Here is a 22,659-nt window from a genome sequence, read left to right on the forward strand (position 1 = left end):
ATGTTTCCCGTAGACCGTCCCCGCAGGCTCAGACGTACCCCGGCGCTCCGGCGCCTGGTCGCCGAAACATCGCTGCAGCCACGGCACCTGGTGCTGCCGATGTTCGTCGCCGACGGTATCGCCGAGCCTCGTGAGATCTCGTCGATGCCTGGGGTCTTCCAGCACACGCTCGACTCACTGAGCAAGGCCGCGGAGGAGGCCGTCGCGGCAGGCGTCGGGGGCGTCATGTTGTTCGGCGTGCCGAAGGCGGAGGACAAGGACGCAGAGGGTTCCGGCGCGAGCGATCCGGACGGCATTCTCAATCGCGGTCTGAGGCGGCTGAAGTCGGATCTGGGCGACGCGACGGTCATCATGGCCGACACGTGCCTCGACGAGTTCACCGACCACGGTCACTGCGGAGTCCTCACCGAGGACGGTGCGGTCGACAACGATGCGACGCTGACGCGCTACGTGGACATGGCGCTGTCGCAGGCCGATGCAGGGGCTCACCTACTCGGACCGAGCGGAATGATGGATGGGCAGGTCGGCGTCATCCGTGAGGCCCTCGACGCCGCCGGGCACCGCGAGATCGGCCAACTGGCGTACTCGGCCAAGTACGCGTCGGCGTTCTACGGTCCCTTCCGTGAGGCTGTCGGCTCGTCGCTGCAGGGCGATCGCCGCACCTATCAGCAGGACTCGGCGAACCGCCGCGAGGCCGTGCACGAGGTGGAGTTGGACTTGAACGAGGGCGCGGACATGGTGATGGTCAAGCCTGCAATGTCCTACCTCGACATTCTGCGCGACGTCGCGAACATGTCCACCGTTCCGGTTGCGGCGTACCAGATCTCCGGCGAGTATTCGATGATCACCGCGGCCGCCCAGAACGGGTGGATCGACCGCGACGCGGCAATTCTGGAGTCGTTGACCAGCATCCGCCGGGCAGGCGCGGACGTGGTGCTGACCTACTGGGCGACGGAAGCGGCGGGCTGGCTGTGAGTAATGACGGACAACGCCCGCCGGAGCCCGATTGGGCACGCTGGGAAGCCGAACACGGCCCCGTCGGATTCGACGCCACCCCGCCGCAGCAGCCCGAACGGCCCGCGGCCCGCAGTTCGGCTCCTCTGGACATCGAGACGTCTCGGCACCTGTGGTGGGGTGTGACCGCACTCGGGTTGATCAGCTTGATCCTGACCCTGATGATGGTGAACTCCGATCGCACGCCGTTCGCCCAGCAACTGGTCGACGACGTCGCGAGACAGGATCCGTCGCTGCCGCTGACGCTCGAATCCGCGGAAAGCTACCTGACCGGCGCCCTGGTGTTGATGGCTGTCATCGGCATCGCGTTCGCAGGACTGTTCCTGTACTGGGTGAACAAGATGCGACTCGGACGGCTCTGGGCGCGAACCGTGCTCACCGTCATCGGAACCGTCACGGTGGTGCTGGCCGTCCCGCAACTGTTCGCCTTCGGTGTCGACGGTGGAGCCATGCAGATCCTCATGAGCGTCGCGGGCATTCTGCAGGGCGTCCTGGCGGGCGGGGCGGTCTATCTGATGCATCGCAAGGACTCGCAGGCGTACTTCCTGGCCGCGCGGAAGCGCTGACACTCGGCAGACACTCCGCGTGTCACACCAGCCACACGCGTAACATGTGACTACGATCACGCGATGGGGGAACCCGTCGAGTAGATCGGACATGTCATGGCCCTATCCGAAGTTCCCGAGCCCGAGCGCGGCCGTCCGTTGTGGGCGCTCCTCGGTCTGCTCACTGCAGTCTCGGTAGCCGTGCTGATCGTCAGTATGGGGTTCAGTGCCGGCTGACCTGGTGATTAGGGTGAGCACCCGCCCGAGTGTACGGTGACAATTGTCACTGCAGAGGCCCGCGTGCCAGGATGAGGTGAACCCATGGTTCAGGCAAGTTCGAGGCGGATCGCCCCACCCGCCGAGCACACGATTCCCGTCGAACACGGTGTCACTCGAGAGCTCTTCCTGATCGCGCTCGTGGTTGCGCTGGGCGTCCTCGCGTCGGTCGCAATCGTCATTCCTGCGCTCGTCTCGCACTGACAATTTCGCGCGGCAGACTCGGCCGACCCACTGTGGTTCGTTCACGCGCAACCGGGCACTATGAAGTCGTGAATTCGGACAGGACCGCACGCCCGCGCGTCGTCACCGCCGCATACCTGCTATGGCTGATCGCTGCGGTACTGCTCGTCTTCGTCGCATTGATCACACTGACCGTGCCGGTGGACCCACTGCGCACCTCGCTCGCCGACGAGGGCAACACACCCGCTCAGATCGATTCTTACCTCGGCACCCTTCGTCTTCTCGGTGCAGGCTGCGGACTCCTGGGCCTCGTGCTCGGATTCCTCGCCGGACCCGTGCGCGCCGGACACGCCAGGATGCGGGCCGTGTCCGTCCTCCTGTCGCTGGTCACCGTCCTGCTACTCCTCGTGGTGGTTTTCGGGTTCGGCCTGTTCTCCGAACTTCTCGCAGTCGCCCTCGTCCTGATCGCGGCCTGTGTGGTGATCTACCGGCCGTCGGCGACACCGTGGTTCGCCCATGACTGACTCGAACGACGACGCGCTGTTCGAAGAGCCGGGTGCTCGGTGGCGATCGCTGCTGTGGGGGCCTGTCTTCTGCGCGGCGGTGTTGGTGTTCGAGATGCTGACGGGTCCTGTTGTCCACTGGGTTGCGCTCGCGGTGGTTGCCGTCGTGCTGACGGGCTTCACGTACGTGCAGGTCAGCGCGGCTCGCCGCCATGTCAGCGTGGCACTCACGGCGACAGAGCTTCGCCAGGGCACCGAAAGGCTGTCCATAGCGGACATCGCCGTCGTCTTTCCGGCGCCCGAGTACTCCGCGGGCGAGTACGAGCCGAAGAAGTGGGAGACGGCCCGGGTGCTGGGTGAACTCACCGGCATCCCTCGCCGACGCCACGGCATCGGGTTGCGGCTGGTGGGAGGCGGCCTGGTTCAGGCCTGGGCGAAGGACGACGACGGCTTGCGTGAGGCCCTGGAAGAAGTGGTGGTGAGCGACCGATGAGATCCGCGGTGGAGGTTCTCGGTGCCCTGCTGTTGTTCGCGGCGGCCGTCGTGTGTTGGAACCTCGGCGCGACGGAACATCTGTTCGCGGCCACGGACGAGGGCGGGCCGGAGTTCGTGGCGGTTCGATACTCCGGTTCCTGGATAGCAGCAGGTGCCGCCTGCGTGACCGTCGCGTTTCTACTGCTGGTCGACGCAGTCAGAGTTCGGTTCCCGGGTCGTTCCCATACCCGGTAGGGGTATCATCGACGGCATGAGTAGTTACACGAGCGAGCAGGACGATCTGCTGAAGCGGCTACGTCGAATCGAAGGTCAGATCGCCGGCATCTCGCGCATGGTGGCCGAGGATCGGTACTGCATCGATGTACTGACCCAGGTCTCGGCGGCAACCAAAGCGCTGCAGTCCGTCTCGCTCAAGCTGCTCGACGCGCACCTCGCGGGGTGCGTCGTCGAGGCCGCCAAACGTGGCGGTCCCGACGCGGACGCGAAGGTGAAAGAGGCATCGGACGCCATCGCACGACTCGTTCGGTCCTGAAGTCGCAGCCAACGGAAAGAAGGTTTCGAGCGTGGAGAACAGTTACATCGTCGAAGGAATGACCTGCCAGCACTGTGCCGCTTCGGTTTCGGAGGAGATTTCCGAGATCGGTGGCGTGACCGGAGTGACGGTGGACGTGGCGTCGGGCAAAGTGGTGGTGACCAGTGATGCTGCGCTGGAGCGAGATTCGATCGCCGGTGCTGTCAGCGAAGCGGGCTACCGTCTCGTGTCGTAGAAATGTCCGGTTTACCGGCCGTGGTTCGTGGTACAGGTCATAGATCATCCCTGCTCGCTTTCGAGGAGACGATCTGTGAACAAGTTGCTGGCCGGTACCGGAATCCTGGTGACCAGTCTTTCTCTGACACTCGCGTGTTCGACGGGGGCAGTGGCTCAGCCCCCGGAAGGCGGCGTCGGGTTGACCGTCACCACCGAACTCGACGGGCTCGCCCGGCCGTGGGACGTCGTCCAGGCCCCCGACGGGACGATCCTCACCGGTGAACGCAGCGGAAGATTCGTCGTCAAGCGTGCGGACGGGTCGGTCGGTGAACTGGCGGCGGACCTCGACGATCTCTACGCCCAGGGTGAGACCGGGCTGATGGGAATCGAACTCGCCCAGGACTTCCAGGACTCGCGGGCGCTGTTCACGTGCCAGGGCGTCGAGGGAGCCGGCGTCGACACCGGAAGCGCAGCGCCCGGTAGCTCGCAGGGTGGAAGCGGCAATCACATCGCGGTCATCCGATGGACCGTCGACGAAGCATGGACGACGTTGACGCGAGACCGCGCCATCATCGACGACATTCCCGTTTCGTCCAGTGGCAGGCACGGCGGCTGCCGGATCCTGGCCGCACCGGACGGAACCCTGTACGTGGGCACCGGAGACACAGCGTCCCCGTCCGTGCCGCAGGATCCGAACTCGCTGGGTGGCAAGGTGCTCCACGTCGATGCAACCGACGGCACCGCCGCAGCGGATGCACCCGGCCGCGTCTACACGCTCGGGCATCGCAACGTTCAGGGTCTCGCATTCCAACCCGGCACCGGCCGCCTGTACGAGGTGGAACAAGGCTCCACCCGCGACGACGAACTGAACCTACTGGTCGCGGGCGGAAACTACGGCTGGAAGCCGGATCGGAACCCGTTGATCTACGACGAGTCGGTCCCGATGACCGACACCGAGCGCGTCCCCGACGCCATCGAAGCAGTCTGGAGCTCGGGCGAGTCGACCATCGCGACCCCCGGACTGACCTTCGTCGACGGTGCGGCATGGGGCGACTGGTCCGGCGCGGCTGTCATCTCCAGCCAGCAGGGCGAGAAACTGGTGTTCCTGAAACTCGGCGCCGACGGAATCTCCGTCGAGCAGGAAGTGGACGCGCTCGAAGGAGAGTGGGGGCGCCTGCGCTCCCTGACCTCCACTGGCGACGGGTCGTTCCTGCTCACCACCGACAACGGCTCGGGTGACCGAATCCTCCGCGTCACACCGGCCGGAGCCTGACCCGCCGGCTCCCGGAGGCCCCCCGTTTTCGAGACCGAACGTGCCGTTCAGTCACTTGAAGTGACTGAACGGCACGTTCGCTCCGGTGCGGAGGTGCTCAGGCCTTGCTGGGGTTCGAGGCGGACTCCTCGTCGCTACCGGCCTGGGGGTGGCCGAGCATGGCCGCGCCGAGGAGCTGTTCGGGAACGCCGAAGCCCTCGACGAGTTCGAGGGCGTGCGGACGGAGGGTGCGGCAGCGCTCGTTGATGCCGCGGGTGACGGCTTTGGAGCGTTCGGTGGAGAGGTAGCGGTGTTCGATGAACCACGCCTTGTCTTCCTCGATGACCGACAGCGCATAGAGGTCGCAGACCTGCTCGAGTAGTTCCCTGGCTGCCTCGTCCTCGCAGGAAGAGATGCCGGCGACGAAGGCTTCGAGGATGATGCGATCGATGTGCGCGCTGGCTGCGTGCAGCACGTGGTCCTGAACCGCGTTGAAGGCGTCGAACGCGCTCGTTTCCTTCGATTTGCTCTGCAGCCTGCGAGCGACGGTGGAGAGCAGGTAGTCCTCGCGGTCCTCGAACATCTTGACCTGGGTGCCGCGGTTGAACAGCGAGCCCTCTTCTTCGTTGTCCTGGCGGGTGTCGAGGATGGTCTGCATGATCGTCTGCGCCGCAGTGCGTTTTACGACGCGTTCGCCGGCGAACTCCGCGGCGAACCGCACCCATTCGACGGGGCTCATGGACTTGACGTCGTCGGCGTACGCGGTGAGCAGTTCCTTCGCCACGAGCTGGGTGAGCACGTGGTTGTCGCCTTCGAAGGTGGTGAACACGTCGGTGTCGGCCTTGAGCGAGATCAGCCTGTTCTCTGCGAGATAGCCTGCGCCGCCGCATGCTTCGCGTGCTTCCTGGATCGCTCTGGTGGCGTGCCAGGTGTTGGAAGCCTTGAGTCCGGCGGCTCGGGATTCCAGTTCACGCTGCTCTTCGGCGTCGGGGTTGTCCGAGGTCTGCAGCTCGTGCATTTTTGCGACGAGTTCGTTCTGCGCGAACTGCAGCGCGTAGGACTTCGCGATCAACGGGAACAACCGGCGCTGGTGCACGAGGTAGTCCATGATGAGCACCTCGTCGTCGGACTTCGGTGCCGAGAACTGCCTGCGCTGCAGCGCATATCGCGTAGCGATGTCGAGTGCCACCCGAGCGGCAGCGGCCGCGGACCCGCCGACCGTGACACGGCCACGAATCAGTGTTCCGAGCATGGTGAAGAAGCGTCGGCTCGGGTTCTCGATGGGCGAGGAGTACGTGCCGTCGGAGGAGACGTCCGCGTACTTGTTCAGCAGGTTGTCCCGCGGAATGCGGACGTTGTCGAACATGATGCGGCCGTTGTCGACACCGGGCAGTCCGCCCTTGTACTGACAGTCCGAGGTGGTGATGCCGGGGAGATCGTTGCCGTCCTCGTCTCGCAACGGGACGAAGAAGCAGTGGACGCCGTGTCCTTCGGGTTCCTCACCCGGGCCCGCGGTGATCAGCTGCGCGAACACTGCTGCCACCGTTGCTGTTTCGGCTGCACCGCCGATGTAGTCCTTGCGGGACGACGGTGTGGGGGAGTGGACGACGAACTCGTCGGTCTCACGGTCGTAGGTCGCCGTGGTCTCGAGCGACTGCACGTCGCTGCCGTGACCGGTCTCGGTCATCGCGAAGCATCCGAGCAAGTCGAGGTCGATGAGGCGCCGCACGTAGGCGTCGTGGTGACGCTCGGTGCCCAGGTTCTCGATGGCCCCGCCGAAGAGCCCCCACTGGACTCCGGCCTTGACCATCAGCGACAGGTCCGACATCGCGAGCATCTCGATCATCGTGACCGCGGCTCCGACGTCTCCGGTGCCTCCGTGTTCTTTCTTGAAACCATCGTCCGCAGCGCCGTGCTGGGCCAGCAGCTTGAGCTGCTCCAGCGCTTTGGTGCGCGCGATCACGGTGTTGGGGGTGTAGTGAGGACGGAATTCGTCGCGAACCAGTTGAGCGCGCGCTTCGTTCTTCACGTCGCGCCAACGGCCGTCCAATGTGTTACGCAGATGCTCCGAAGTGGTTGCCATACTCGACGGTAACCTACGGATCCGGCTTGCTCAGGCAGGCCACAGATATTCGCGGCCGAACTTGCGCAGCCGAGACCAGAACTTGCTCCGCCCGTACGGACCGTCGCCGAAGACCGAGGCGCCGTTGTCCTCGAGCGCACGTGTGACGAGAGGGCTGTACCCGTCGAACTCGCGGATCAGGTGCTCGCGGAACCCGTCGGGCCACGAGTACCTGGCCGGTTCGTGTTGTGCCTCCATGCAGGCGAGTGTAATGCAGGCGTAACACGGGTGTTACATGTTCCACATGCTCGGCTTCGCCCCGAACGAGAACGGACTTCAGCTTGGACGCAGCACAGATCGCCGGAATCGACGCGCAACACGTGTGGCATCCCTACGGGGGATTTCCATCCACGACGTCGCCGCTCGTCGTCGCGGGCGCATCGGGCGTGCGGTTGACGCTCGCCGACGGGCGCGAACTGGTCGATGGGATGAGTTCGTGGTGGGCGGCGGTGCACGGGTATCGCCATCCGGTGCTCGACGCAGCCGCGCACGCCCAGATCGACAGGATGAGTCACGTGATGTTCGGCGGGCTCACGCACGAACCCGCGGCGCGGTTGGCCGAGCTTCTCGTGAGCATCGCCCCGGACGGCCTCGACAAGGTCTTCTTCGCCGACTCCGGTTCGGTGTCCGTCGAAGTCGCAGTCAAGATGTGCGTGCAGTACTGGCGCGGGCGCGGCAAGCCGTCGAAGAACCGGCTGCTGACCTGGCGCGGCGGCTACCACGGCGACACGTTCGCGCCGATGAGTATCTGCGATCCCGACGGCGGGATGCACTCGCTGTGGTCCGGCGTCCTCACCCGGCAGATCTTCGCGCCCGCCCCGCCGAGGCAGTTCGACGCCGGTTACGTCGCACAGTTCGAGGCCATCCTGTCGGCGAGGTCCGACGAGATCGCGGCCATCGTCGTCGAGCCTCTCGTGCAGGGCGCGGGAGGCATGCGGTTCCACGACCGGCGGTATCTCACCGAGCTTCGCCGGATGGCCGACGAGCACGACGTACTGCTGGTGTTCGACGAGATAGCCACCGGATTCGGGCGTACCGGTGAGTTGTTCGCCGCCGATCACGTCGCGGTCACCCCTGACGTCATGTGTGTGGGCAAGGCGTTGACCGGCGGGTACATGACACTGGCGGCGACACTGACGACATCGCACGTCGCCGAGGTCATCAGCGAGGGTGAGGCAGGCGGGCTCATGCACGGCCCGACGTTCATGGCCAATCCGCTGGCGTGCGCCGTCGCCGTCGCCGCGGTGGAGCTGCTGCTGGGACGTGACTGGAGGTCCGAGGTCGCAGGCATCGAGAAGGGCCTGCGCGACGGTCTGGCCGGGGTGGAGGATCTTCCGGGCGTCGCCGACGTCCGTGTCCTGGGCGGGATCGGTGTGGTGGAGATGGACGAGCCCGTCGACATGCAGCGTGCGACCGATGCCGCCGTCGGCGAAGGGGTGTGGCTCAGGCCGTTCGGGAAGCTGGTGTACGCGATGCCGCCGTACGTCTGTGCGGCCGAGGACGTGGCACGGATCGCACGTGCGATCGGGGCCGTCGCGCGAACTTGAACGGCGTTCAAGTAGGGTCGCCGATGTGGCGGCACTCGACTGGTTGACCGAAGCAGCACGCCTGCGCAGCGACCGCGGGGTTCACCGAACGCTGCGTCCGCGCCCTGCGCAGCCCGATGATCACGGCCCGGTGATCGATCTCGCCTCGAACGACTACCTGGGCCTCTCACGTCACCCCGAGGTGGTGGACGCCGCGTGCGCTGCGGTGCACCGGTGGGGTGCGGGCGCAACGGGCTCGAGGCTGGTCACCGGCACCACGACGCTGCACGAGGAGTTGGAGGAGGACCTGGCTCGGTTCGCCGGCGCCCAATCCGCGCTGGTGTTCTCCTCCGGGTACACCGCCAACCTGGGTGCCGTCGCCGCGCTGGCCGGACGGGGTTCGCTGGTGCTGTCCGATTCCGCGTCGCACGCGTCGTTGATCGACGCATGCAGGTTGTCGAGGGCTCGGATCGAGGTGTTCGACGGCACGCGCCTGGACGCCGTCGAACACGTGCTCCGAACACGTCCCGAGGACCGCGCGCTCGTCGTCACCGATTCTGTGTTCAGCACCGACGGTTCTCTCGCGCCTCTGCGAGAGCTTCACGGACTGTGCCGACGGTATTCGGCTGCCCTGCTCGTGGACGAGGCTCACGGAATCGGCGTCCGTGGGTCCGGTGGCCGTGGTCTGGTGCACGAACGGGGATTACAGGGCCTGCCCGACGTCGTCGTCACCGCGACGCTGTCCAAGTCTCTTGCCTCGCAGGGTGGTGTGGTGCTCGGGACGCACGCGGTGCGCGATCATCTGATCGATGTCGCGCGGCCCTTCATCTTCGACACCGGGTTGGCTCCCGCGGCTGCAGGAGCAGCTCGGGCGGCACTGGCGATCCTGGAACGAGAACCGGAACGGTCGGTGGCCGTGCGTCGCTGCGCGGACCACCTTGCCGACATCGCCGGCGTCGAGCCTTCCGAGTCGGCCGTCGTCTCCGTCGTTCTCGGCGATCCGCAGCGGGCGTACGACGCAGCGCAGCAAGCGTTACGCCGAGGCGTACACGTCGGCTGTTTCCGGCCGCCGTCCGTGCCGGAGGGGACCTCCCGACTTCGGTTGACCGCTCGCGCGAACCTCACCGACCCCGAGCTTGCGGCTGTCGCGGACGTCCTCGATGCAGTTCTCCACCGGGCTGCGGTATGACGATTCTTGTCGTGACCGGCACGTCCACCGACGTCGGAAAGACTGTGACCACAGCAGCGATCGCGGCAACTGCCTCTGCTCTCGGGGTATCGGTCGCCGTCGTGAAACCGGCGCAGACAGGTCTGTGCGGCGGGGAGGCGGGCGATCTCGAGGACATCGAGCGGCTGACCGGGATCACCAGGACCGTGGAAACTGCGCGCTATCCGGACCCGCTCGCGCCCGACGTAGCAGCCCGTCTCGCCGGAATGCCGGCTCTGGAATTGGGCTCGGTGGTGGACGACATCGTCTCGCTGACCGAGGACGTCGTCCTGGTGGAAGGTGCCGGTGGCCTCCTCGTCCGGCTCGGCGCCGGGGGGTTCACGCTGCTCGACGTTGCGGCGACGTCAGGCGCACCGGTCGTGGTGGTGTGCGGCGTCGAGCTCGGAACCCTCAACCACACCGCGCTGACAGTCGGGGCGCTCGACCGGGCAGGGGTCTTCTGCGCAGGCCTGATCGTGGGATCGTGGCCATCGGAGCCCGACCTTGCTGCTCGAACCAACCTCCTCGAACTTCCCGACGTAGCGGGTGTGCCGATCCTCGGCCGCATCCCGGCGGGGGTAGGCAGTGCACGTCGAGAGCAGTTCTGTGCCGATGCACCTGGTTGGTTCGACTCGAAGGCCGTCGCCGACATCCTGAACCGTCGATCCGCCGGTTCGTAGTTTGTCGAACCCCGGTGCGGGTACTCGAACTCATCTACCAACAGTTGGGGGCTCCACAATGAACACAGCAGTATGGATCGTCATCGCAGTCGTAGTCGTACTTCTCGTCGTGGCCGTTGCTCTGGCCCTGTCGAAGAAGCAGAAAGCAAGCCGACGGGTCGAGGCCGAACGCATCCGTGAGCAGGCCGCCGACCGAACAACGGAAGTCGAAGAGCGTCAAGCACGCGCGGACGAAAGCGCCGCCAAAGCGCGGCGTGCACAAGCCGACGCCGAGGCAAAAGCAGCCGAAGCGCGCAGGCTCACACTGCAGGCCGAGAACCACCAGGGCGACGCAGCGTCCTCCCGCGACGAACTGGACGCGGAATTCGCACGCGCCAACAAGATCGATCCCGACGTGAAGACCCGCTCTCGCTCGGGTGACGTGGACAAGGCATCGGCGGAGAAGATCGTGCACCAGGACGCGCGCTCGGGCGACCACAGTGCCACGCAGAACCCGACCCACAGTGCCACGCAGAACCCCGGTAACCCGCTCGATCCTCGCGGCAGCAAGATCGACCCCCGCACCGACAACAACCACGTCGGCGAGCATCGCCAGCCGTAATTGGTTGTCGCCGGAATGTGCACGCGCCTACGCTCAGCGGCGATGCACACATTCGTTCTCATCCCCGGTGCGGGCGGTGACGCGCGGTACTGGTCGCGGTTGGGGCCCGAACTGCTCGACCGCGGCCATCACGTCGTTGCCGCGACTCTTCCCGCGTCGGATCCGAGCGCCGGGCTCGCCGAGTACGCCGACGTCGTTGTCGACGCTGTCGGCGATCTTCGAGGCGTGACCGTCGTCGGGCAGTCCCTCGGCGGGTTCACTGCGCCGCTCGTCGCCTCGCGGGTCCAGGCGTCGTTGATCGTCCTGCTCAACGCGATGACCCCGAAACCCGGTGAGACTCCGGGGGAGTGGTGGGAAGCCACGGGTTTCGGGCAGGCACGCGTCGTCCAAGCCGAGCGCGATGGGCGGGACCTGGACGCCGAGGATCTGGTTGCGGATGTCTTCCTGCACGACGTTCCGGCCGATGTCGTCGCAGAGTTGGGCGGCACGGCACCGGACCAATCGGACGGCCCATTCGCACTGCCATGGCCGCTCACGGCGTGGCCCGACATTCCGACGCGTTTTCTTCAGGGCGTCGACGATCGGTTCTTCCCTGTCGAGTTTCAGCGACGCGTGGTTCGCGACAGGTTGGGAATCGAGGTGGACGAGATGCCCGGTGGCCATCTCGTCGCCCTGTCCAGGCCGGCCGAACTTGCAGACCGATTGGATCGTTATCGGGCTGAACTCGTCGGCGATCCGCGATAACCTGGCATTTCGGACACCGACCGAGATGGGGTGCTTGTCCATGGGTTCCGATATGGAGAAGCTGCGCGTCAGCACCGCGGAGCGCGAGGCCACGGCGCAGCTTCTCGGCACCGCGATGGCGGACGGCAGGTTGACTCTCGTGGAATACGAGCAGCGCCTCGACCTGGTGTGGAAATCAGCGACGCGAGGCGAACTCGCGAAAGTGACCGACGATCTCCCTGTGCCCACGCAGACCGCGGAGCCTGCGGAGTCGAAGGATGCCCGCGAGTGGCGCGAGTACTGGGACGAATGGCGATGGTGGCTCGGCGGCGTCATCATCATGACCGGAATCTGGGGATTTCAGTCCATCTCCGACGGGGAGCTGAACGGGTACTGGCCCGGGTGGCCCATCGGTATCTGGGCGCTGATCCTCGTCGCGATGGCGGTCATGCCCGAGGACAAGGACGACGACGAGGACGAGAAGTCCTGAATTATTACGCCCTGTAGTTGGCGAAATCGACGAACCTGGGACACTGGGGGTCGTGACTGTTTCCCCCGGCGACGACGCACCTGTATCTGCCCAGCTCTTCGAGCGCGCGAGCGCAGTGATCCCGGGTGGGGTGAACTCCCCGGTTCGCGCGTTCCATTCGGTCGGCGGAACGCCGCGCTTCATCACCGAGGCCAGCGGATACACCATGATCGACGCCGACGGGAACTCCTATGTCGACTTGATCTCGTCCTGGGGCCCGATGATCCACGGCCATGCTCATCCCGTCGTCGTGCAGGCTGTGCAGGAGGCCGCGAAAACCGGTCTGTCGTTCGGCGCTCCGACCGAGCGAGAAATCGCACTCGCGGAAGAAATCGTCCGCCGCGTCGGCCCGGTCGACCAGGTTCGGCTTGTGAATTCCGGCACAGAGGCGACCATGAGCGCCGTCCGCCTCGCCCGTGGTTTCACCGGGCGCACCAAGATCGTGAAATTCTCCGGCTGCTACCACGGCCACGTCGACGCGCTTCTGGCCGACGCCGGATCCGGACTCGCCACCTTCGGCCTGCCCACCTCTCCCGGGGTGACGGGTGCGCAGGCGTCGGACACCATCGTCGTGCCCTACAACGACCTTGCCGCCGTCGAGCACGCTTTCGCCGAGAACGCCGGGCAGATCGCGTGCATCATCACCGAGGCCGCCGCGGGCAACATGGGGGCAGTTCCGCCGGTTCCCGGCTTCAACGAGGGGCTACGACGCCTGGCCACCGACAACGGCGCCCTACTCATCATGGACGAGGTGATGACGGGCTTCCGCGTGAGCGCAGCGGGGTGGTACGGCATCGACGGAGTCGCGGGTGATCTGTACACCTTCGGCAAGGTCATGAGCGGCGGCCTGCCCGCCGCAGCCTTCGGTGGGCGCGCCGACGTCATGGCCTACCTCGCACCGGCCGGTCCCGTCTACCAGGCAGGCACCCTGTCCGGTAATCCCGTCGCCGTCGCGGCCGGTCTCGCGAGCCTGCAACTGGCCGACGCGTCCGTCTACGAGAAGCTGCAGAACAACGCGGAGCGACTCGGCGGGCTGCTCGGTGACGCCCTGACCGCCGAAGGCGTTCGTCACCACGTCCAGTTCGCAGGCACACTGGTGAGTGTGTTCTTCTCCGACGGGCCCGTCACCGACTACGCAGGCGCAAAAGCAGCCGAGACGTGGCGATACCCCGCCTTCTTCCACGCACTGCTCGCGCGCGGGGTCTACCCGCCGCCGAGCGCGTTCGAAGCATGGTTCGTCTCCGCTGCCCTCGACGACGCTGCGTTCGAGAAGATCGCCGACGCCCTTCCCCACGCCGCACGTGCAGCGGCCCGAGCCGAAGCAGGAACCAAGTGAGTACACCGGAGGCACATCCGCATCAGACGACGCGCACCATCGTCCACGTGTTGCGGCACGGTGAGGTCCACAACCCCAAGGGCATCCTCTACGGACGCCTCCCCGGGTTCCGACTGTCGGTGAAGGGGCAGACGCAGGCGACCGCTGTGGCGAATGCGCTTGCCGGACACGACATCACCGCCGTCATCGCCTCCCCACTCCAGCGGGCGCAGGAGACGGCAGGTCCTATCGCGAAGGCGCACGGACTCGACATCGCCACCGACGACAACCTCATCGAGGCCGGCAACGAGTTCGAGGGCCTCCGGGTCGCCGTCGGCGACGGGGCACTGCGTAGGCCACGGCACTGGTGGAAGCTTCGGGACCCGTTCACGCCGTCGTGGGGTGAGCCGTACCTGCAGATCGCGCACCGGATGCTGGCGGCAGTGAACGCGGCACGTGTCGCAGCCGTCGGCCACGAAGCCGTGGTCGTCAGCCACCAGCTCCCCGTCTGGACCCTGCGTCGATTCCTGCAGGGTGAGCGTCTGTGGCACGACCCTCGGCACCGTCAGTGCGGTCTCGCGTCGCTGACTTCCCTTGTCTACGAGGGAGACACGCTCGTCGACATCGTCTACTCCGAGCCCGCGGGCGCCAGCGATCCACGAGTCACCGGTGCGTAAGGTACTCGCTTCGGCTCTGGCCGTCGTCGCAGTCACCGCAGGCTGCGCGACGGGTACCGACGCTGTCGCCACCGGCGGAACCTTCGACTTCGTCTCACCCGGCGGCCAGACCGAGATCTTCTACGACCCCCCGTCCGATCGAGGCACCATCGGCGAACTGTCCGGCCCCGACCTGATGGAAGACGGAAAGACGACGTCGCTCGCGGACTTCGAGGGCCAGGCCGTCGTACTGAACGTGTGGGGCCAGTGGTGCGGGCCGTGTCGTGGTGAAGCCGACGATCTCGAAGAGGTCTTCGAAAACACCAAGGACCTCGGCGTCCAGTTCCTCGGCATCAACGTTCGCGACAACGCGCAGGACAAAGCGCAGGACTTCGTCATCGACAACAAAGTGACCTACCCGTCCATCTACGACCCGCCGATGCGCACCCTCACCGCCCTCGGTGGCATCCCCACATCGGTCGTCCCGACGACGATCGTCCTGGACAAGCAGCACCGCGTGGCTGCGGTGTACCTGCGTGAGCTGCTCGCCGAGGACCTGCAACCCGTCGTCGAGCGGATCGCGGGCGAGGAGACGGAAAGCCAGTGATCGAGTTGTACGCGGCAGGCATCGGCGAGACGTTCCAGACCACGGCGGCTTCCGGGCCGCTCGTTCTCGCGTTCGGTGTCTGCATCCTCGCCGGCCTCGTCTCGTTCGCGTCGCCGTGCGTCGTACCTCTCGTTCCCGGTTACCTGTCCTACCTGGCTGGAGTGGTCGGTGCCGACGCGCCTGCCGTCACCGCGGCGGAAGCGTCGACGACGAAGGTGCGCACGGCCAGCAAGTTGCGAGTCGCGGGCGCCGCAGGCTTGTTCGTCCTCGGATTCACCGTCGTCTTCGTCCTCGCAACGGCCACGGTGTTCGGCGCGATCTCGGTGTTGTCGGTCAACCGTGAACTGCTGATGCGCATCGGCGGGGTCGTCACCATCGCGATGGGTCTGGTGTTCATCGGCCTGGTACCGGCACTGCAACGCGACGTCAGATTCGAACCACGCCGAGTCGGCAGCCTGTTCGGCGCTCCGTTGCTGGGCGGAGTGTTCGCCCTCGGATGGACGCCGTGCCTCGGGCCGACATTGGCAAGCGTCATCTCTCTGGCCGCAGGAACCGAAGGTGCGACAGCTGTGCGCGGTGTCGCATTGATCGTCGCCTACTGCCTCGGCCTCGGTCTGCCGTTCGTGATCCTCGCGTTCGGCTCGGCAAGCGCTCTACGCGGAGTCGGTTGGCTTCGCACCCATGCACGACAGATACAGGTGTTCGGCGGAATCATGTTGATAGCAGTAGGAATTGCACTCGTCACGGGTGCGTGGGACGTGTTCGTGAGCTGGGTTCGCGACGCCTTCGTGTCCGACGTGGTGCTTCCCATATGACCGACCTCGACACTCGCGTCGCCCCGCAGAAGCAGTCCCTGCCCGGGCGTGCTCTCGCATTGGCACGCAACACCTGGAGATCGCTGACGAGCATGCGCACCGCGCTGGTGCTGCTGTTCCTGCTCGCCTTCGCCGCGATCCCCGGCGCATTGGTTCCGCAGCGCAGCCTCAACTCCGGCAAGGTCGACGAATACATCGCAGCCAGGCCGACCCTCGGTCCGTGGATGGACAGGCTCGAACTGTTCGACGTCTTCTCCAGCTTCTGGTTCACCGCGATCTACGCGTTGTTGTTCATCTCACTGATCGGCTGCATCGTGCCGCGATGCGTCGAACACGCCAAAGCCCTGCGCACCAAGCCCGTCCCGACGCCCCGCAACCTGTCCCGTCTGCCCCACCACCGCCAGTACGTGTCCGACGAATCCGCCGAGGACACCGCGGCGAAGGTCAAGGCGCAGCTACGCGGGTGGCGCGTCGCGCAGCGTACCGGTGGCGAGGGCGAGGTGACGCTGTCCGCCGAGAAGGGATACTTCCGCGAGTTCGGCAACCTCGTCTTCCACCTCTCACTCGTCGGGCTGCTCGCGGCCATCGCTCTGGGCAAGCTGCTCGGATACGAAGGCAACGTCGTGGTCATCGCCAACGACGGTCCGGGCTTCTGCAGCACGACACCCGCCGTCTACGACGGTTTCCGCGCCGGCCAACTCGTCGACGGCACCGGACTCGAGCCCTTGTGCATCCGCGTGAAGGACTTCAAGGCCGACTACCTCGAGAACGGTCAGGCCGAGATGTTCACGTCGAACATCGAGTACCAGGCGGGCGAGGATCTGGCGAACAACACCTGGCGCGACGACGTCCTGCAGGTCAACCACCCGCTCCGCGTAGCAGGCGACCGCGTCTACCTGCAGGGCCACGGATACGCACCGACGTTCACCGTGACGTTCCCGGGCGGCGAGACACGCACCGAGACGATCCAGTGGCAACCGACCGACGCCACCACGTTCCTCTCCAGCGGAGTCCTTCGGATCGACCCGCCCGGTGGCCTGTACCCGGAAGCGACCGAGCGTCGCAAGAACCAGATCGCCATCGAAGGTCTGTTCGCGCCGACGGCGTTCTTCCACGGCAACCTACTGTCGTCGAGCTACCCCGCGATGACGGATCCCGCCGTCGCGATCGACATCTACAAAGGTGACACCGGACTGGACACCGGATACCCGCAGTCGTTGTTCTCCCTGAACCAGGAAATGGTCAACCAGGGCAGGCTCGTCAAGCAGGACCGGGTCAACCTGAAGCCAGGAGAGTCCTCGACTCTGTCCGACGGCACGAACGTCCGCTTCGACGGCGCCGAGGAGTTCGTCAACCTGCAGGTATCGCACGATCCAGCCCAGAACTGGGTACTGGTCTTCGCCCTGACGATGATGGGCGGGCTGCTCGTGTCGTTGGTGATCAAACGACGCAGAGTCTGGGTCCGGCTGCACACCGATTCGGACTCACGACATACTGTAGTAGAACTCGGTGGACTCGCCCGAACCGATCAGGCGGGCTGGGGAGAAGAATTCGACCGGTTGTGTGAGCGGCTGATCGGCGAAGTCAAGACAGTGAACACAGACAAGCAGGAGAACTGACCGATGCCGATCAACGAGACGCTCTCGCAGTACAGCGACTGGTCCTTCGAATCCGCGTTCGCCATCTACGTCCTCGCGTTCGTTCTGCTGATCGCGCAGTACGCGTCGCAACGGGCCACCAAGGTTCAGGCGCGCGAACTCGTCGGTAGCGGCGCTCCCGCTCCACTCGGGGCGGGCGTACCCGGACGTGTCGTCGAGACCCCCAAGCGTCCACTGTCGGAGCGACTGGCAGGGATGGGCTTTGCGCTGCTGATCCTGGCACTGGTGTTGCACGTGGCATCGGTCGTACTTCGAGGTTTCGCTACACACCGGTTCCCGCTCGGCAACATGTACGAGTTCGTGACCATGGCCACCGCCGCCGCAACGCTCACCTCGATCGTGCTGCTGCGCAAGAAGACGATGCGACCGATGATCGTCTTCGTCCTCGCACCGATCATCGTCCTGATGTTCATGGCTGCAACCAAGTTGTACGCCGACGCCGCACCCGTCGTGCCGGCACTTCGCTCGTTCTGGCTGCCCATCCACGTCACCATCGTCAGCGTCGGCAGCGGAATCTTCCTGGTCTCCGGCGTCGCCAGCCTGCTGTTCCTGCTCCGCATGAAGCAGCCGGCAGGCGAAGAGAACAGCAGCTTCTGGGGGCGTTTCGCATCCAGGCTTCCCGACGCCCAGGCGCTCGACCGGCTCGCCTACAAGACCACGATCGTCGCGTTCCCACTCTTCGGTGCAGGCGTCATCCTGGGCGCCATCTGGGCCGAAGCAGCGTGGGGCCGTTTCTGGGGTTGGGATCCCAAGGAGACGATGTCTTTCATCACCTGGATCATCTACGCCGCATACCTGCATGCCCGCGCAACGTCCGGTTGGCGCAACACCCGTGCGGCGTGGATCAACATCACCGGGTTCGCGGCAATGCTGTTCAACCTCTTCATCATCAACATGGTGGTCTCGGGACTGCACTCCTACGCAGGCCTCACCTAGCCGCTCGGCCGCATCGGTCGCGGGCGAGGGCTCGCCGGCTCAGCTGGTAACGTCCGGCGGTGACGGGTGCGCCGGGGGCGCGCACCCTCCGACTGGGGAGTCGGATGACGGGGGGAAACGCCATGGCCGAGTGGCAGATGAGTTCGTGGCAGCCGGTACGTCCGGCGGAGCCGGGGGAGGACGACGCACCCACCGCGCCACCGCAGAGCACTGCTTCGGCCGAGACCCGGGCTGGGGCCGAGACCGGGGCTGGGGCGGGGACCGGGGCATCCCAGAAACCTGACGTCTCCGAGCCGGACGCCTCGCCCTGGCAGCGACGCGCCGAAGCTCCGAGTGAGAAGCCGAAAGCAGTGACCTCGGCAAAAACAGTGCCTTCGGAGAAAGCAGTGGCTTCGGAGAAAGCAGCGCCGACGGAGGAGTCCGGGTCGCCTGTCGAGCCTGCGAGTGCCGGGCCCAGAACAGGGGGATTCCGCTCGATCCCGGTCCCGATGCCGCCTGCATCGACTACCTACAGTGCAGAACCCACGCCGACTCCACCGGACCTCGGAACGCAGGGGCAGTTGCCTCCGGTCGCGTCGGCGTCGGCGTCGGATCTCACCAATGCCCTTCTCGTGAGGCAGGTTTCGCCGCCGCCTGTGTCCGGGTGGCGGAAGTGGGTCTACGACGTGACGCTGCGTCGGGTCAATCTCGGCAACAGTCATCGCGACGAGCGTCTGGCCAGGCTCTCTCGGCAGGCGGAGCGCCACCTCGTCGGCTGCTATCGCATTTCGGTACTCAGCCTCAAGGGCGGCGTCGGTAAAACGACGACGACGGCATCGCTCGGATCGACGTTCGCGTCCATTCGCGGGGACCGCGTCATTGCCGTCGACGCCAACCCGGACCGCGGAACACTGAGCCAGAAGGTACCGCTGGAGACGCCCGCGACGGTTCGAAACATGCTGCGGGACATCGAGGATTTGAATCGCTACAGCGACGTACGGGCATACACCTCGCAGAATGCGCACCGTCTCGAGGTACTTGCGTCGGACACCGACCCCGCCGTGTCCGAGGCGTTCAGCGGCCAGGACTACGACACCGCGGTGGAACTGCTCGAGAAGTTCTACAGCATCGTGCTCACGGACTGCGGTACGGGGCTCATGCATTCGGCAATGAACAGCATCCTCGCCGGATCGGACGCGCTGGTCGTGGTCAGCTCCGGTTCCGTGGACGGGGCCCGCAGCGCCTCGGCGACACTCGATTGGCTCGACGCGCACGGTCACAGCGAGTTGGTGCGCTCATCCGTCGCAGTGGTCAACGCAGTTCGGCCGCGAGCAGGCAAAGTAGATCTCGGTAAGGTCGTCGAGCACTTCGAGCAACGCTGCCGTCAGGTCGTGTTGATCCCGTTCGACCCACACCTCGAGGAGGGCGCCGAGATCGACTTGAACAGGTTGAAGAGCGGAACTCGCGCCGCGCTGCTGGAATTGGCGGCGGCGGTGGCGTCCGGATTTCCCAGCAACCGGCCGGAAGATCTTCAGCGCGCACATGAGTCGAGGACGCGCTAGGCGCACCCGATGGGCGAACGAAACAGCCCGCCTCGTGAGGCGGGCTGCTGTACTTCATTCTGTAGGTTCGGTCTTGCCCGTGTCCTGACTGTCCGTGCCCGACCGTCGAACATCTCGGTTCATACGCCACAGGAACTCCGGGTCGTCATCCGGACCGACGGTCCGTCCAGCCGGAGCCTGCGCAGTCGGACCGAAGGCCTTCCAGAACAGGACGATGACTGCCACCAAACCGATCAACGCCAAAAGATAGATCACGACGCACCTCCTCAGACCAGCGTAACCGCGTTGGGATGCGGTGTGCACCCCAACGCGGTTCGCAAGTTCCTGAGAATATGCACTTGTGTTCGACCTGGCGTCGGTAGTCGGTCTACGGGGTCAGTGGTGAGCGGCCTCGGTGGTCAGAGACGACAGAAGCTGCATGACCTCGGCCTCGCGGAACCGACGGTGACCGCCCGGTGTGCGCAGCGATCCGAGACGACCGGCGTGCGCCCAACGGGTGACCGTCTTCGGATCGACATGGAAGAGCGCCGCTACCTGCCCCGGTGTGAGCAGTGAATCCTGAGCCTTGTGCAGTGTTGGTGCGCTCATCTTGGTCGTGTCCTCCTGCGTGCGGTGTCCGGTAGGCCCGGCCCGAAGGCGGGTCACGAACCGGACAGTGGATGGAGCAAATTCGTGTTCGAGCACCATGGTGGCACTCGAACCCCTAGGTACTCGACTGATCTAAAGAAGGTAAAGGGGAGGTAATAGACAAATCGGTCAAGTCCGGCTGTCCGATATGCGACGTTGCAGCGTGTCCAACCGCAGGTCGAAGGGCGGGTAGCCTGAAGGCCGTGAACGAACGCAACACACCACCCGAGCCCACCGCGACCAAAGGACGCCTCCTGCGAGACGTCGCGATCTACAGCGGAGCGCGTCTGCTTCTGGTCCTCGTGATCGCCGCCGTGATCGTCGGAGTCGGGCTGCTCGTGGGCGTCGAGATCCCCGTACTGGTCGCCGCGGTGTTCGCAGTACTGATCTCGCTGCCCCTCTCGCTCGTACTGTTCAAGTCCCTCCGGATTCGCGTCAACGAGTCGATCGCCGGCGTCGACGAAGGCCGACGCCGCGCCCGAGCCGACCTCCAGGCGAAACTGCGCGGCGAGGACGGCAAGTAGTGTCGAAGGTCGTCGACCGTTCCGAGGCCCGCGACTGGGTCGACAATGCGGTCCGCCTCATCGACGCCGACGCTCAACGATCGGCTGATACACACCTCCTGCGGTACCCACTTCCCGCGGCGTGGGGAGTGCAGCTCTACCTCAAGGACGAGTCGACGCACATCACCGGCAGCCTCAAGCATCGCCTGGCGCGCTCGCTGTTCCTGTACGCGATCTGCAACGGATGGGTCACCGAGAACACCACGGTCATCGAAGCCTCGTCGGGATCCACCGCCGTCAGCGAAGCGTACTTCGCGAGGCTGCTCGGTCTGCGATTCGTCGCGGTCATGCCGCGCAGTACGTCGCCGACGAAGGTTGCCTTGATCGAATCACACGGTGGGCGTTGCCATTTCGTCGACGATCCTTCCGCCATGTACACCGAGGCGCACCGACTCGCAGCGGAGCCGGACTGCCACTACATGGACCAGTTCACCCACGCGGAGCGCGCCACCGATTGGCGCGGAAACAACAACATCGCGGAATCGATCTTCGATCAGCTCACCCATGAAGAATCGCCGATCCCGACGTGGATCGTCGTCGGGGCGGGCACAGGCGGAACCAGCGCCACGATCGGTCGGTACATCCGATACCGACGGCACTCCACCCGACTGGCCGTCGTCGATCCCGAGAACTCCGCCTTCATCGGTGGCTACGAGACCGGCCGAGCCGACTTCTCCACCGGAAAGCCGTCGCGGATCGAAGGCATCGGCCGTCCCATCGTCGAGCCGTCCTTCGTCGGACAGGTCATCGACAGAATGATCGCGGTACCCGACGCTGCCTCGGTAGCGGCCGCACGGCACGCATCGACGGCCCTCGGCAAAAGCGTCGGAGGCTCTACCGGAACCAACATCTGGGGCGCATTCGGCGTCATCGCCGAGATGATTGCAGCCGGCAGGTCCGGCAGCGTCGTCACCCTGCTGTGCGACGGCGGTGAGCGCTACGCCAACACGTACTTCGACGACGCCTGGGTCGCATCGCAGGGCATGGATCTCACCGGGCCGACCGAGGAATTGGAACGCTTCGTACGAACGGGCGAGTTTCAGCCCTGACGCGTCAGCACCAGCGACGCTGCCGCGGTGGCTCCCGCGGCGACGCTCACCGCCGGCCACGCTCCGATCTTCTTGGCCAGCGGGTGCGATGCGCCGAAGCCGACGAGGTACGTCGCCAACAGCGCACCTGCGACCTTGGGACCGGCAGCCGCGTTCCATGACGCGGTGCTCGCGACACCCGCAGCTGCCAACACAGCGCCGCCGAGTTGTCGATTCTTCGTCTGCTGCGCAACGGCAAAGCCGCCCAGCAGGCCTGCGGCCGCCAGAGCCGAAGTAGCGAGTGATGAAGTTGTCGAGTTCTTCCGAGCCATACCTCCAGACTAGATGCTCGTGTCCCGCCCGCGGCCGATCAGAAGGGTGGTGGTTTCTTTCGTTCGCGGAGGCGTTGGATGCTTTTGTGTTGTCGTAGTTTTCGGCGGAGGAGTCGGATTCGGGTGCGGGCGGTGTCGGTGGGTGCGTGTCGGAGGTCGGCGGTGGTGGGTTCGGGT

29 protein-coding genes are annotated in these 22,659 nt (G+C 65.7%); 24 read left to right on the forward strand and 5 right to left on the reverse strand.

Annotated elements, in window-relative coordinates; all coding sequences use genetic code 11:
• From hemB to ACFULT_RS13320, 9 genes are all read left to right on the forward strand, one after another.
• On the forward strand, positions 1–975 hold the full coding sequence (gene hemB, locus ACFULT_RS13280) for a porphobilinogen synthase (RefSeq protein ID WP_037114180.1): 975 nt from the start codon (positions 1–3) through the stop codon (positions 973–975).
• Complete coding sequence (locus tag ACFULT_RS13285; RefSeq protein WP_037114183.1) at positions 972–1,580, forward strand: hypothetical protein; 609 nt, start codon at positions 972–974, stop codon at positions 1,578–1,580. Before hemB ends, ACFULT_RS13285 begins: the two co-directional genes overlap by 4 nt.
• Positions 1,581–1,880: 300 nt before the next feature.
• A complete protein-coding gene (locus ACFULT_RS13290) occupies positions 1,881–2,039 on the forward strand; it encodes a hypothetical protein (RefSeq protein WP_170945253.1) in 159 nt (52 codons plus the stop codon).
• A 68-nt stretch (positions 2,040–2,107) separates the two neighbouring features.
• The gene (locus ACFULT_RS13295) at positions 2,108–2,542 is read left to right on the forward strand and encodes a hypothetical protein (protein ID WP_094720749.1); all 435 of its coding nucleotides are present in this window, start codon (positions 2,108–2,110) and stop codon (positions 2,540–2,542) included.
• On the forward strand, positions 2,535–3,014 hold the full coding sequence (locus ACFULT_RS13300; RefSeq protein WP_378481664.1) for a hypothetical protein: 480 nt from the start codon (positions 2,535–2,537) through the stop codon (positions 3,012–3,014). The genes ACFULT_RS13295 and ACFULT_RS13300 overlap by 8 nt, the downstream gene beginning before the upstream one ends.
• Complete coding sequence (locus ACFULT_RS13305) at positions 3,011–3,250, forward strand: hypothetical protein (protein ID WP_378481665.1); 240 nt, start codon at positions 3,011–3,013, stop codon at positions 3,248–3,250. Before ACFULT_RS13300 ends, ACFULT_RS13305 begins: the two co-directional genes overlap by 4 nt.
• Before the next feature lie 16 nt (positions 3,251–3,266).
• Complete coding sequence (locus tag ACFULT_RS13310) at positions 3,267–3,548, forward strand: metal-sensitive transcriptional regulator (RefSeq protein ID WP_019666495.1); 282 nt, start codon at positions 3,267–3,269, stop codon at positions 3,546–3,548.
• A gap of 31 nt (positions 3,549–3,579) precedes the next feature.
• Positions 3,580–3,783, forward strand: a complete 204-nt coding sequence (locus tag ACFULT_RS13315) for a heavy-metal-associated domain-containing protein (protein ID WP_255032869.1) — start codon at positions 3,580–3,582, stop codon at positions 3,781–3,783.
• Between the two features lie 75 nt (positions 3,784–3,858).
• Positions 3,859–5,037, forward strand: a complete 1,179-nt coding sequence (locus ACFULT_RS13320; protein ID WP_094720751.1) for a sorbosone dehydrogenase family protein — start codon at positions 3,859–3,861, stop codon at positions 5,035–5,037.
• 97 nt (positions 5,038–5,134) lie between these two features.
• Here ACFULT_RS13320 and ACFULT_RS13325 read toward each other — a convergent pair whose 3' ends face one another.
• Positions 5,135–7,099: an acyl-CoA dehydrogenase gene (locus ACFULT_RS13325; protein ID WP_378481666.1), complete on the reverse strand. Its 1,965-nt coding sequence runs from the start codon at positions 7,097–7,099 to the stop codon at positions 5,135–5,137.
• A 30-nt stretch (positions 7,100–7,129) separates the two neighbouring features.
• Positions 7,130–7,336: a hypothetical protein gene (locus tag ACFULT_RS13330; RefSeq protein ID WP_033188642.1), complete on the reverse strand. Its 207-nt coding sequence runs from the start codon at positions 7,334–7,336 to the stop codon at positions 7,130–7,132.
• An 83-nt stretch (positions 7,337–7,419) separates the two neighbouring features.
• Between ACFULT_RS13330 and ACFULT_RS13335 the strand changes: the two genes are divergently transcribed.
• The 13 genes from ACFULT_RS13335 (at position 7,420) to ACFULT_RS13395 (ending at position 19,932) form a co-directional block, all read left to right on the forward strand.
• Entirely contained in the window at positions 7,420–8,685 is a 1,266-nt protein-coding gene (locus ACFULT_RS13335) for an adenosylmethionine--8-amino-7-oxononanoate transaminase (RefSeq protein ID WP_378481667.1), read from the forward strand.
• 25 nt (positions 8,686–8,710) lie between these two features.
• On the forward strand, positions 8,711–9,853 hold the full coding sequence (locus tag ACFULT_RS13340; RefSeq protein ID WP_378481668.1) for an 8-amino-7-oxononanoate synthase: 1,143 nt from the start codon (positions 8,711–8,713) through the stop codon (positions 9,851–9,853).
• Positions 9,850–10,551, forward strand: a complete 702-nt coding sequence (gene bioD / locus ACFULT_RS13345; protein ID WP_378481669.1) for a dethiobiotin synthase — start codon at positions 9,850–9,852, stop codon at positions 10,549–10,551. The genes ACFULT_RS13340 and bioD overlap by 4 nt, the downstream gene beginning before the upstream one ends.
• Before the next feature lie 58 nt (positions 10,552–10,609).
• On the forward strand, positions 10,610–11,152 hold the full coding sequence (locus ACFULT_RS13350) for a hypothetical protein (protein WP_378481670.1): 543 nt from the start codon (positions 10,610–10,612) through the stop codon (positions 11,150–11,152).
• 42 nt (positions 11,153–11,194) lie between these two features.
• Positions 11,195–11,896, forward strand: a complete 702-nt coding sequence (locus ACFULT_RS13355; RefSeq protein WP_037114200.1) for an alpha/beta fold hydrolase — start codon at positions 11,195–11,197, stop codon at positions 11,894–11,896.
• A 40-nt stretch (positions 11,897–11,936) separates the two neighbouring features.
• Positions 11,937–12,365, forward strand: a complete 429-nt coding sequence (locus tag ACFULT_RS13360; RefSeq protein WP_037114202.1) for a DUF1707 domain-containing protein — start codon at positions 11,937–11,939, stop codon at positions 12,363–12,365.
• A gap of 52 nt (positions 12,366–12,417) precedes the next feature.
• Positions 12,418–13,740 carry a glutamate-1-semialdehyde 2,1-aminomutase gene (gene hemL, locus ACFULT_RS13365; protein WP_037114204.1) on the forward strand — a complete coding sequence of 441 codons (1,323 nt, stop codon included), beginning with the start codon at positions 12,418–12,420 and terminating at the stop codon, positions 13,738–13,740.
• A complete protein-coding gene (locus tag ACFULT_RS13370; RefSeq protein ID WP_019666483.1) occupies positions 13,737–14,396 on the forward strand; it encodes a histidine phosphatase family protein in 660 nt (219 codons plus the stop codon). Before hemL ends, ACFULT_RS13370 begins: the two co-directional genes overlap by 4 nt.
• Positions 14,389–14,982 carry a TlpA disulfide reductase family protein gene (locus ACFULT_RS13375; RefSeq protein ID WP_019666482.1) on the forward strand — a complete coding sequence of 198 codons (594 nt, stop codon included), beginning with the start codon at positions 14,389–14,391 and terminating at the stop codon, positions 14,980–14,982. The genes ACFULT_RS13370 and ACFULT_RS13375 overlap by 8 nt, the downstream gene beginning before the upstream one ends.
• Positions 14,979–15,797, forward strand: coding sequence for a cytochrome c biogenesis CcdA family protein (locus ACFULT_RS13380; protein ID WP_019666481.1), 819 nt, complete (start codon positions 14,979–14,981; stop codon positions 15,795–15,797). The genes ACFULT_RS13375 and ACFULT_RS13380 overlap by 4 nt, the downstream gene beginning before the upstream one ends.
• Positions 15,794–17,416, forward strand: coding sequence for a cytochrome c biogenesis protein ResB (locus ACFULT_RS13385; RefSeq protein WP_378481671.1), 1,623 nt, complete (start codon positions 15,794–15,796; stop codon positions 17,414–17,416). Before ACFULT_RS13380 ends, ACFULT_RS13385 begins: the two co-directional genes overlap by 4 nt.
• 3 nt (positions 17,417–17,419) lie before the next feature.
• Complete coding sequence (gene ccsB / locus ACFULT_RS13390) at positions 17,420–18,391, forward strand: c-type cytochrome biogenesis protein CcsB (protein WP_378481672.1); 972 nt, start codon at positions 17,420–17,422, stop codon at positions 18,389–18,391.
• Positions 18,392–18,495: 104 nt separating this feature from the next.
• Positions 18,496–19,932 carry an AAA family ATPase gene (locus ACFULT_RS13395; protein WP_378481673.1) on the forward strand — a complete coding sequence of 479 codons (1,437 nt, stop codon included), beginning with the start codon at positions 18,496–18,498 and terminating at the stop codon, positions 19,930–19,932.
• 54 nt (positions 19,933–19,986) lie between these two features.
• Here the strand turns inward: ACFULT_RS13395 and ACFULT_RS13400 are convergent, their stop codons facing one another.
• Positions 19,987–20,187: a hypothetical protein gene (locus tag ACFULT_RS13400; RefSeq protein ID WP_019666477.1), complete on the reverse strand. Its 201-nt coding sequence runs from the start codon at positions 20,185–20,187 to the stop codon at positions 19,987–19,989.
• Positions 20,188–20,307: 120 nt separating this feature from the next.
• Positions 20,308–20,520: a BldC family transcriptional regulator gene (locus ACFULT_RS13405; protein WP_026348035.1), complete on the reverse strand. Its 213-nt coding sequence runs from the start codon at positions 20,518–20,520 to the stop codon at positions 20,308–20,310.
• A gap of 242 nt (positions 20,521–20,762) precedes the next feature.
• On the opposite strand from ACFULT_RS13405, the gene ACFULT_RS13410 reads away from it, so the two are divergent.
• Together ACFULT_RS13410 and ACFULT_RS13415 are read left to right on the forward strand one after the other, a co-directional pair.
• On the forward strand, positions 20,763–21,083 hold the full coding sequence (locus ACFULT_RS13410) for a DUF4229 domain-containing protein (RefSeq protein ID WP_019666475.1): 321 nt from the start codon (positions 20,763–20,765) through the stop codon (positions 21,081–21,083).
• Positions 21,083–22,171, forward strand: coding sequence for a PLP-dependent cysteine synthase family protein (locus ACFULT_RS13415; RefSeq protein WP_094720761.1), 1,089 nt, complete (start codon positions 21,083–21,085; stop codon positions 22,169–22,171). Before ACFULT_RS13410 ends, ACFULT_RS13415 begins: the two co-directional genes overlap by 1 nt.
• On the opposite strand, the gene ACFULT_RS13420 is transcribed toward ACFULT_RS13415, so the two are convergent.
• Entirely contained in the window at positions 22,162–22,482 is a 321-nt protein-coding gene (locus ACFULT_RS13420; protein ID WP_037114214.1) for a hypothetical protein, read from the reverse strand. The two genes, ACFULT_RS13415 and ACFULT_RS13420, sit on opposite strands and share 10 nt — an antisense overlap.
• Positions 22,483–22,659: the final 177 nt, after the last annotated feature.

The organism is Rhodococcus sp. NPDC057297, from assembly GCF_042667435.1.
In the GTDB taxonomy this organism is placed as follows: Bacteria; Actinomycetota; Actinomycetes; order Mycobacteriales; family Mycobacteriaceae; genus Rhodococcoides.

Coding starts and splice junctions, on each gene's coding strand:
- hemB (WP_037114180.1), top strand. CDS start 1: ATGTTTCCCGTAGACCGTCCCCGCAGGCTCAGACGTACCCCGGCGCTC.
- ACFULT_RS13290 (WP_170945253.1), top strand. CDS start 1,881: ATGGTTCAGGCAAGTTCGAGGCGGATCGCCCCACCCGCCGAGCACACG.
- ACFULT_RS13300 (WP_378481664.1), top strand. CDS start 2,535: ATGACTGACTCGAACGACGACGCGCTGTTCGAAGAGCCGGGTGCTCGG.
- ACFULT_RS13305 (WP_378481665.1), top strand. CDS start 3,011: ATGAGATCCGCGGTGGAGGTTCTCGGTGCCCTGCTGTTGTTCGCGGCG.
- ACFULT_RS13310 (WP_019666495.1), top strand. CDS start 3,267: ATGAGTAGTTACACGAGCGAGCAGGACGATCTGCTGAAGCGGCTACGT.
- ACFULT_RS13325 (WP_378481666.1), bottom strand. CDS start 7,099: ATGGCAACCACTTCGGAGCATCTGCGTAACACATTGGACGGCCGTTGG.
- ACFULT_RS13330 (WP_033188642.1), bottom strand. CDS start 7,336: ATGGAGGCACAACACGAACCGGCCAGGTACTCGTGGCCCGACGGGTTC.
- bioD (WP_378481669.1), top strand. CDS start 9,850: ATGACGATTCTTGTCGTGACCGGCACGTCCACCGACGTCGGAAAGACT.
- ACFULT_RS13350 (WP_378481670.1), top strand. CDS start 10,610: ATGAACACAGCAGTATGGATCGTCATCGCAGTCGTAGTCGTACTTCTC.
- ACFULT_RS13355 (WP_037114200.1), top strand. CDS start 11,195: ATGCACACATTCGTTCTCATCCCCGGTGCGGGCGGTGACGCGCGGTAC.
- ACFULT_RS13360 (WP_037114202.1), top strand. CDS start 11,937: ATGGGTTCCGATATGGAGAAGCTGCGCGTCAGCACCGCGGAGCGCGAG.
- ACFULT_RS13385 (WP_378481671.1), top strand. CDS start 15,794: ATGACCGACCTCGACACTCGCGTCGCCCCGCAGAAGCAGTCCCTGCCC.
- ccsB (WP_378481672.1), top strand. CDS start 17,420: ATGCCGATCAACGAGACGCTCTCGCAGTACAGCGACTGGTCCTTCGAA.
- ACFULT_RS13395 (WP_378481673.1), top strand. CDS start 18,496: ATGACGGGGGGAAACGCCATGGCCGAGTGGCAGATGAGTTCGTGGCAG.
- ACFULT_RS13405 (WP_026348035.1), bottom strand. CDS start 20,520: ATGAGCGCACCAACACTGCACAAGGCTCAGGATTCACTGCTCACACCG.
- ACFULT_RS13420 (WP_037114214.1), bottom strand. CDS start 22,482: ATGGCTCGGAAGAACTCGACAACTTCATCACTCGCTACTTCGGCTCTG.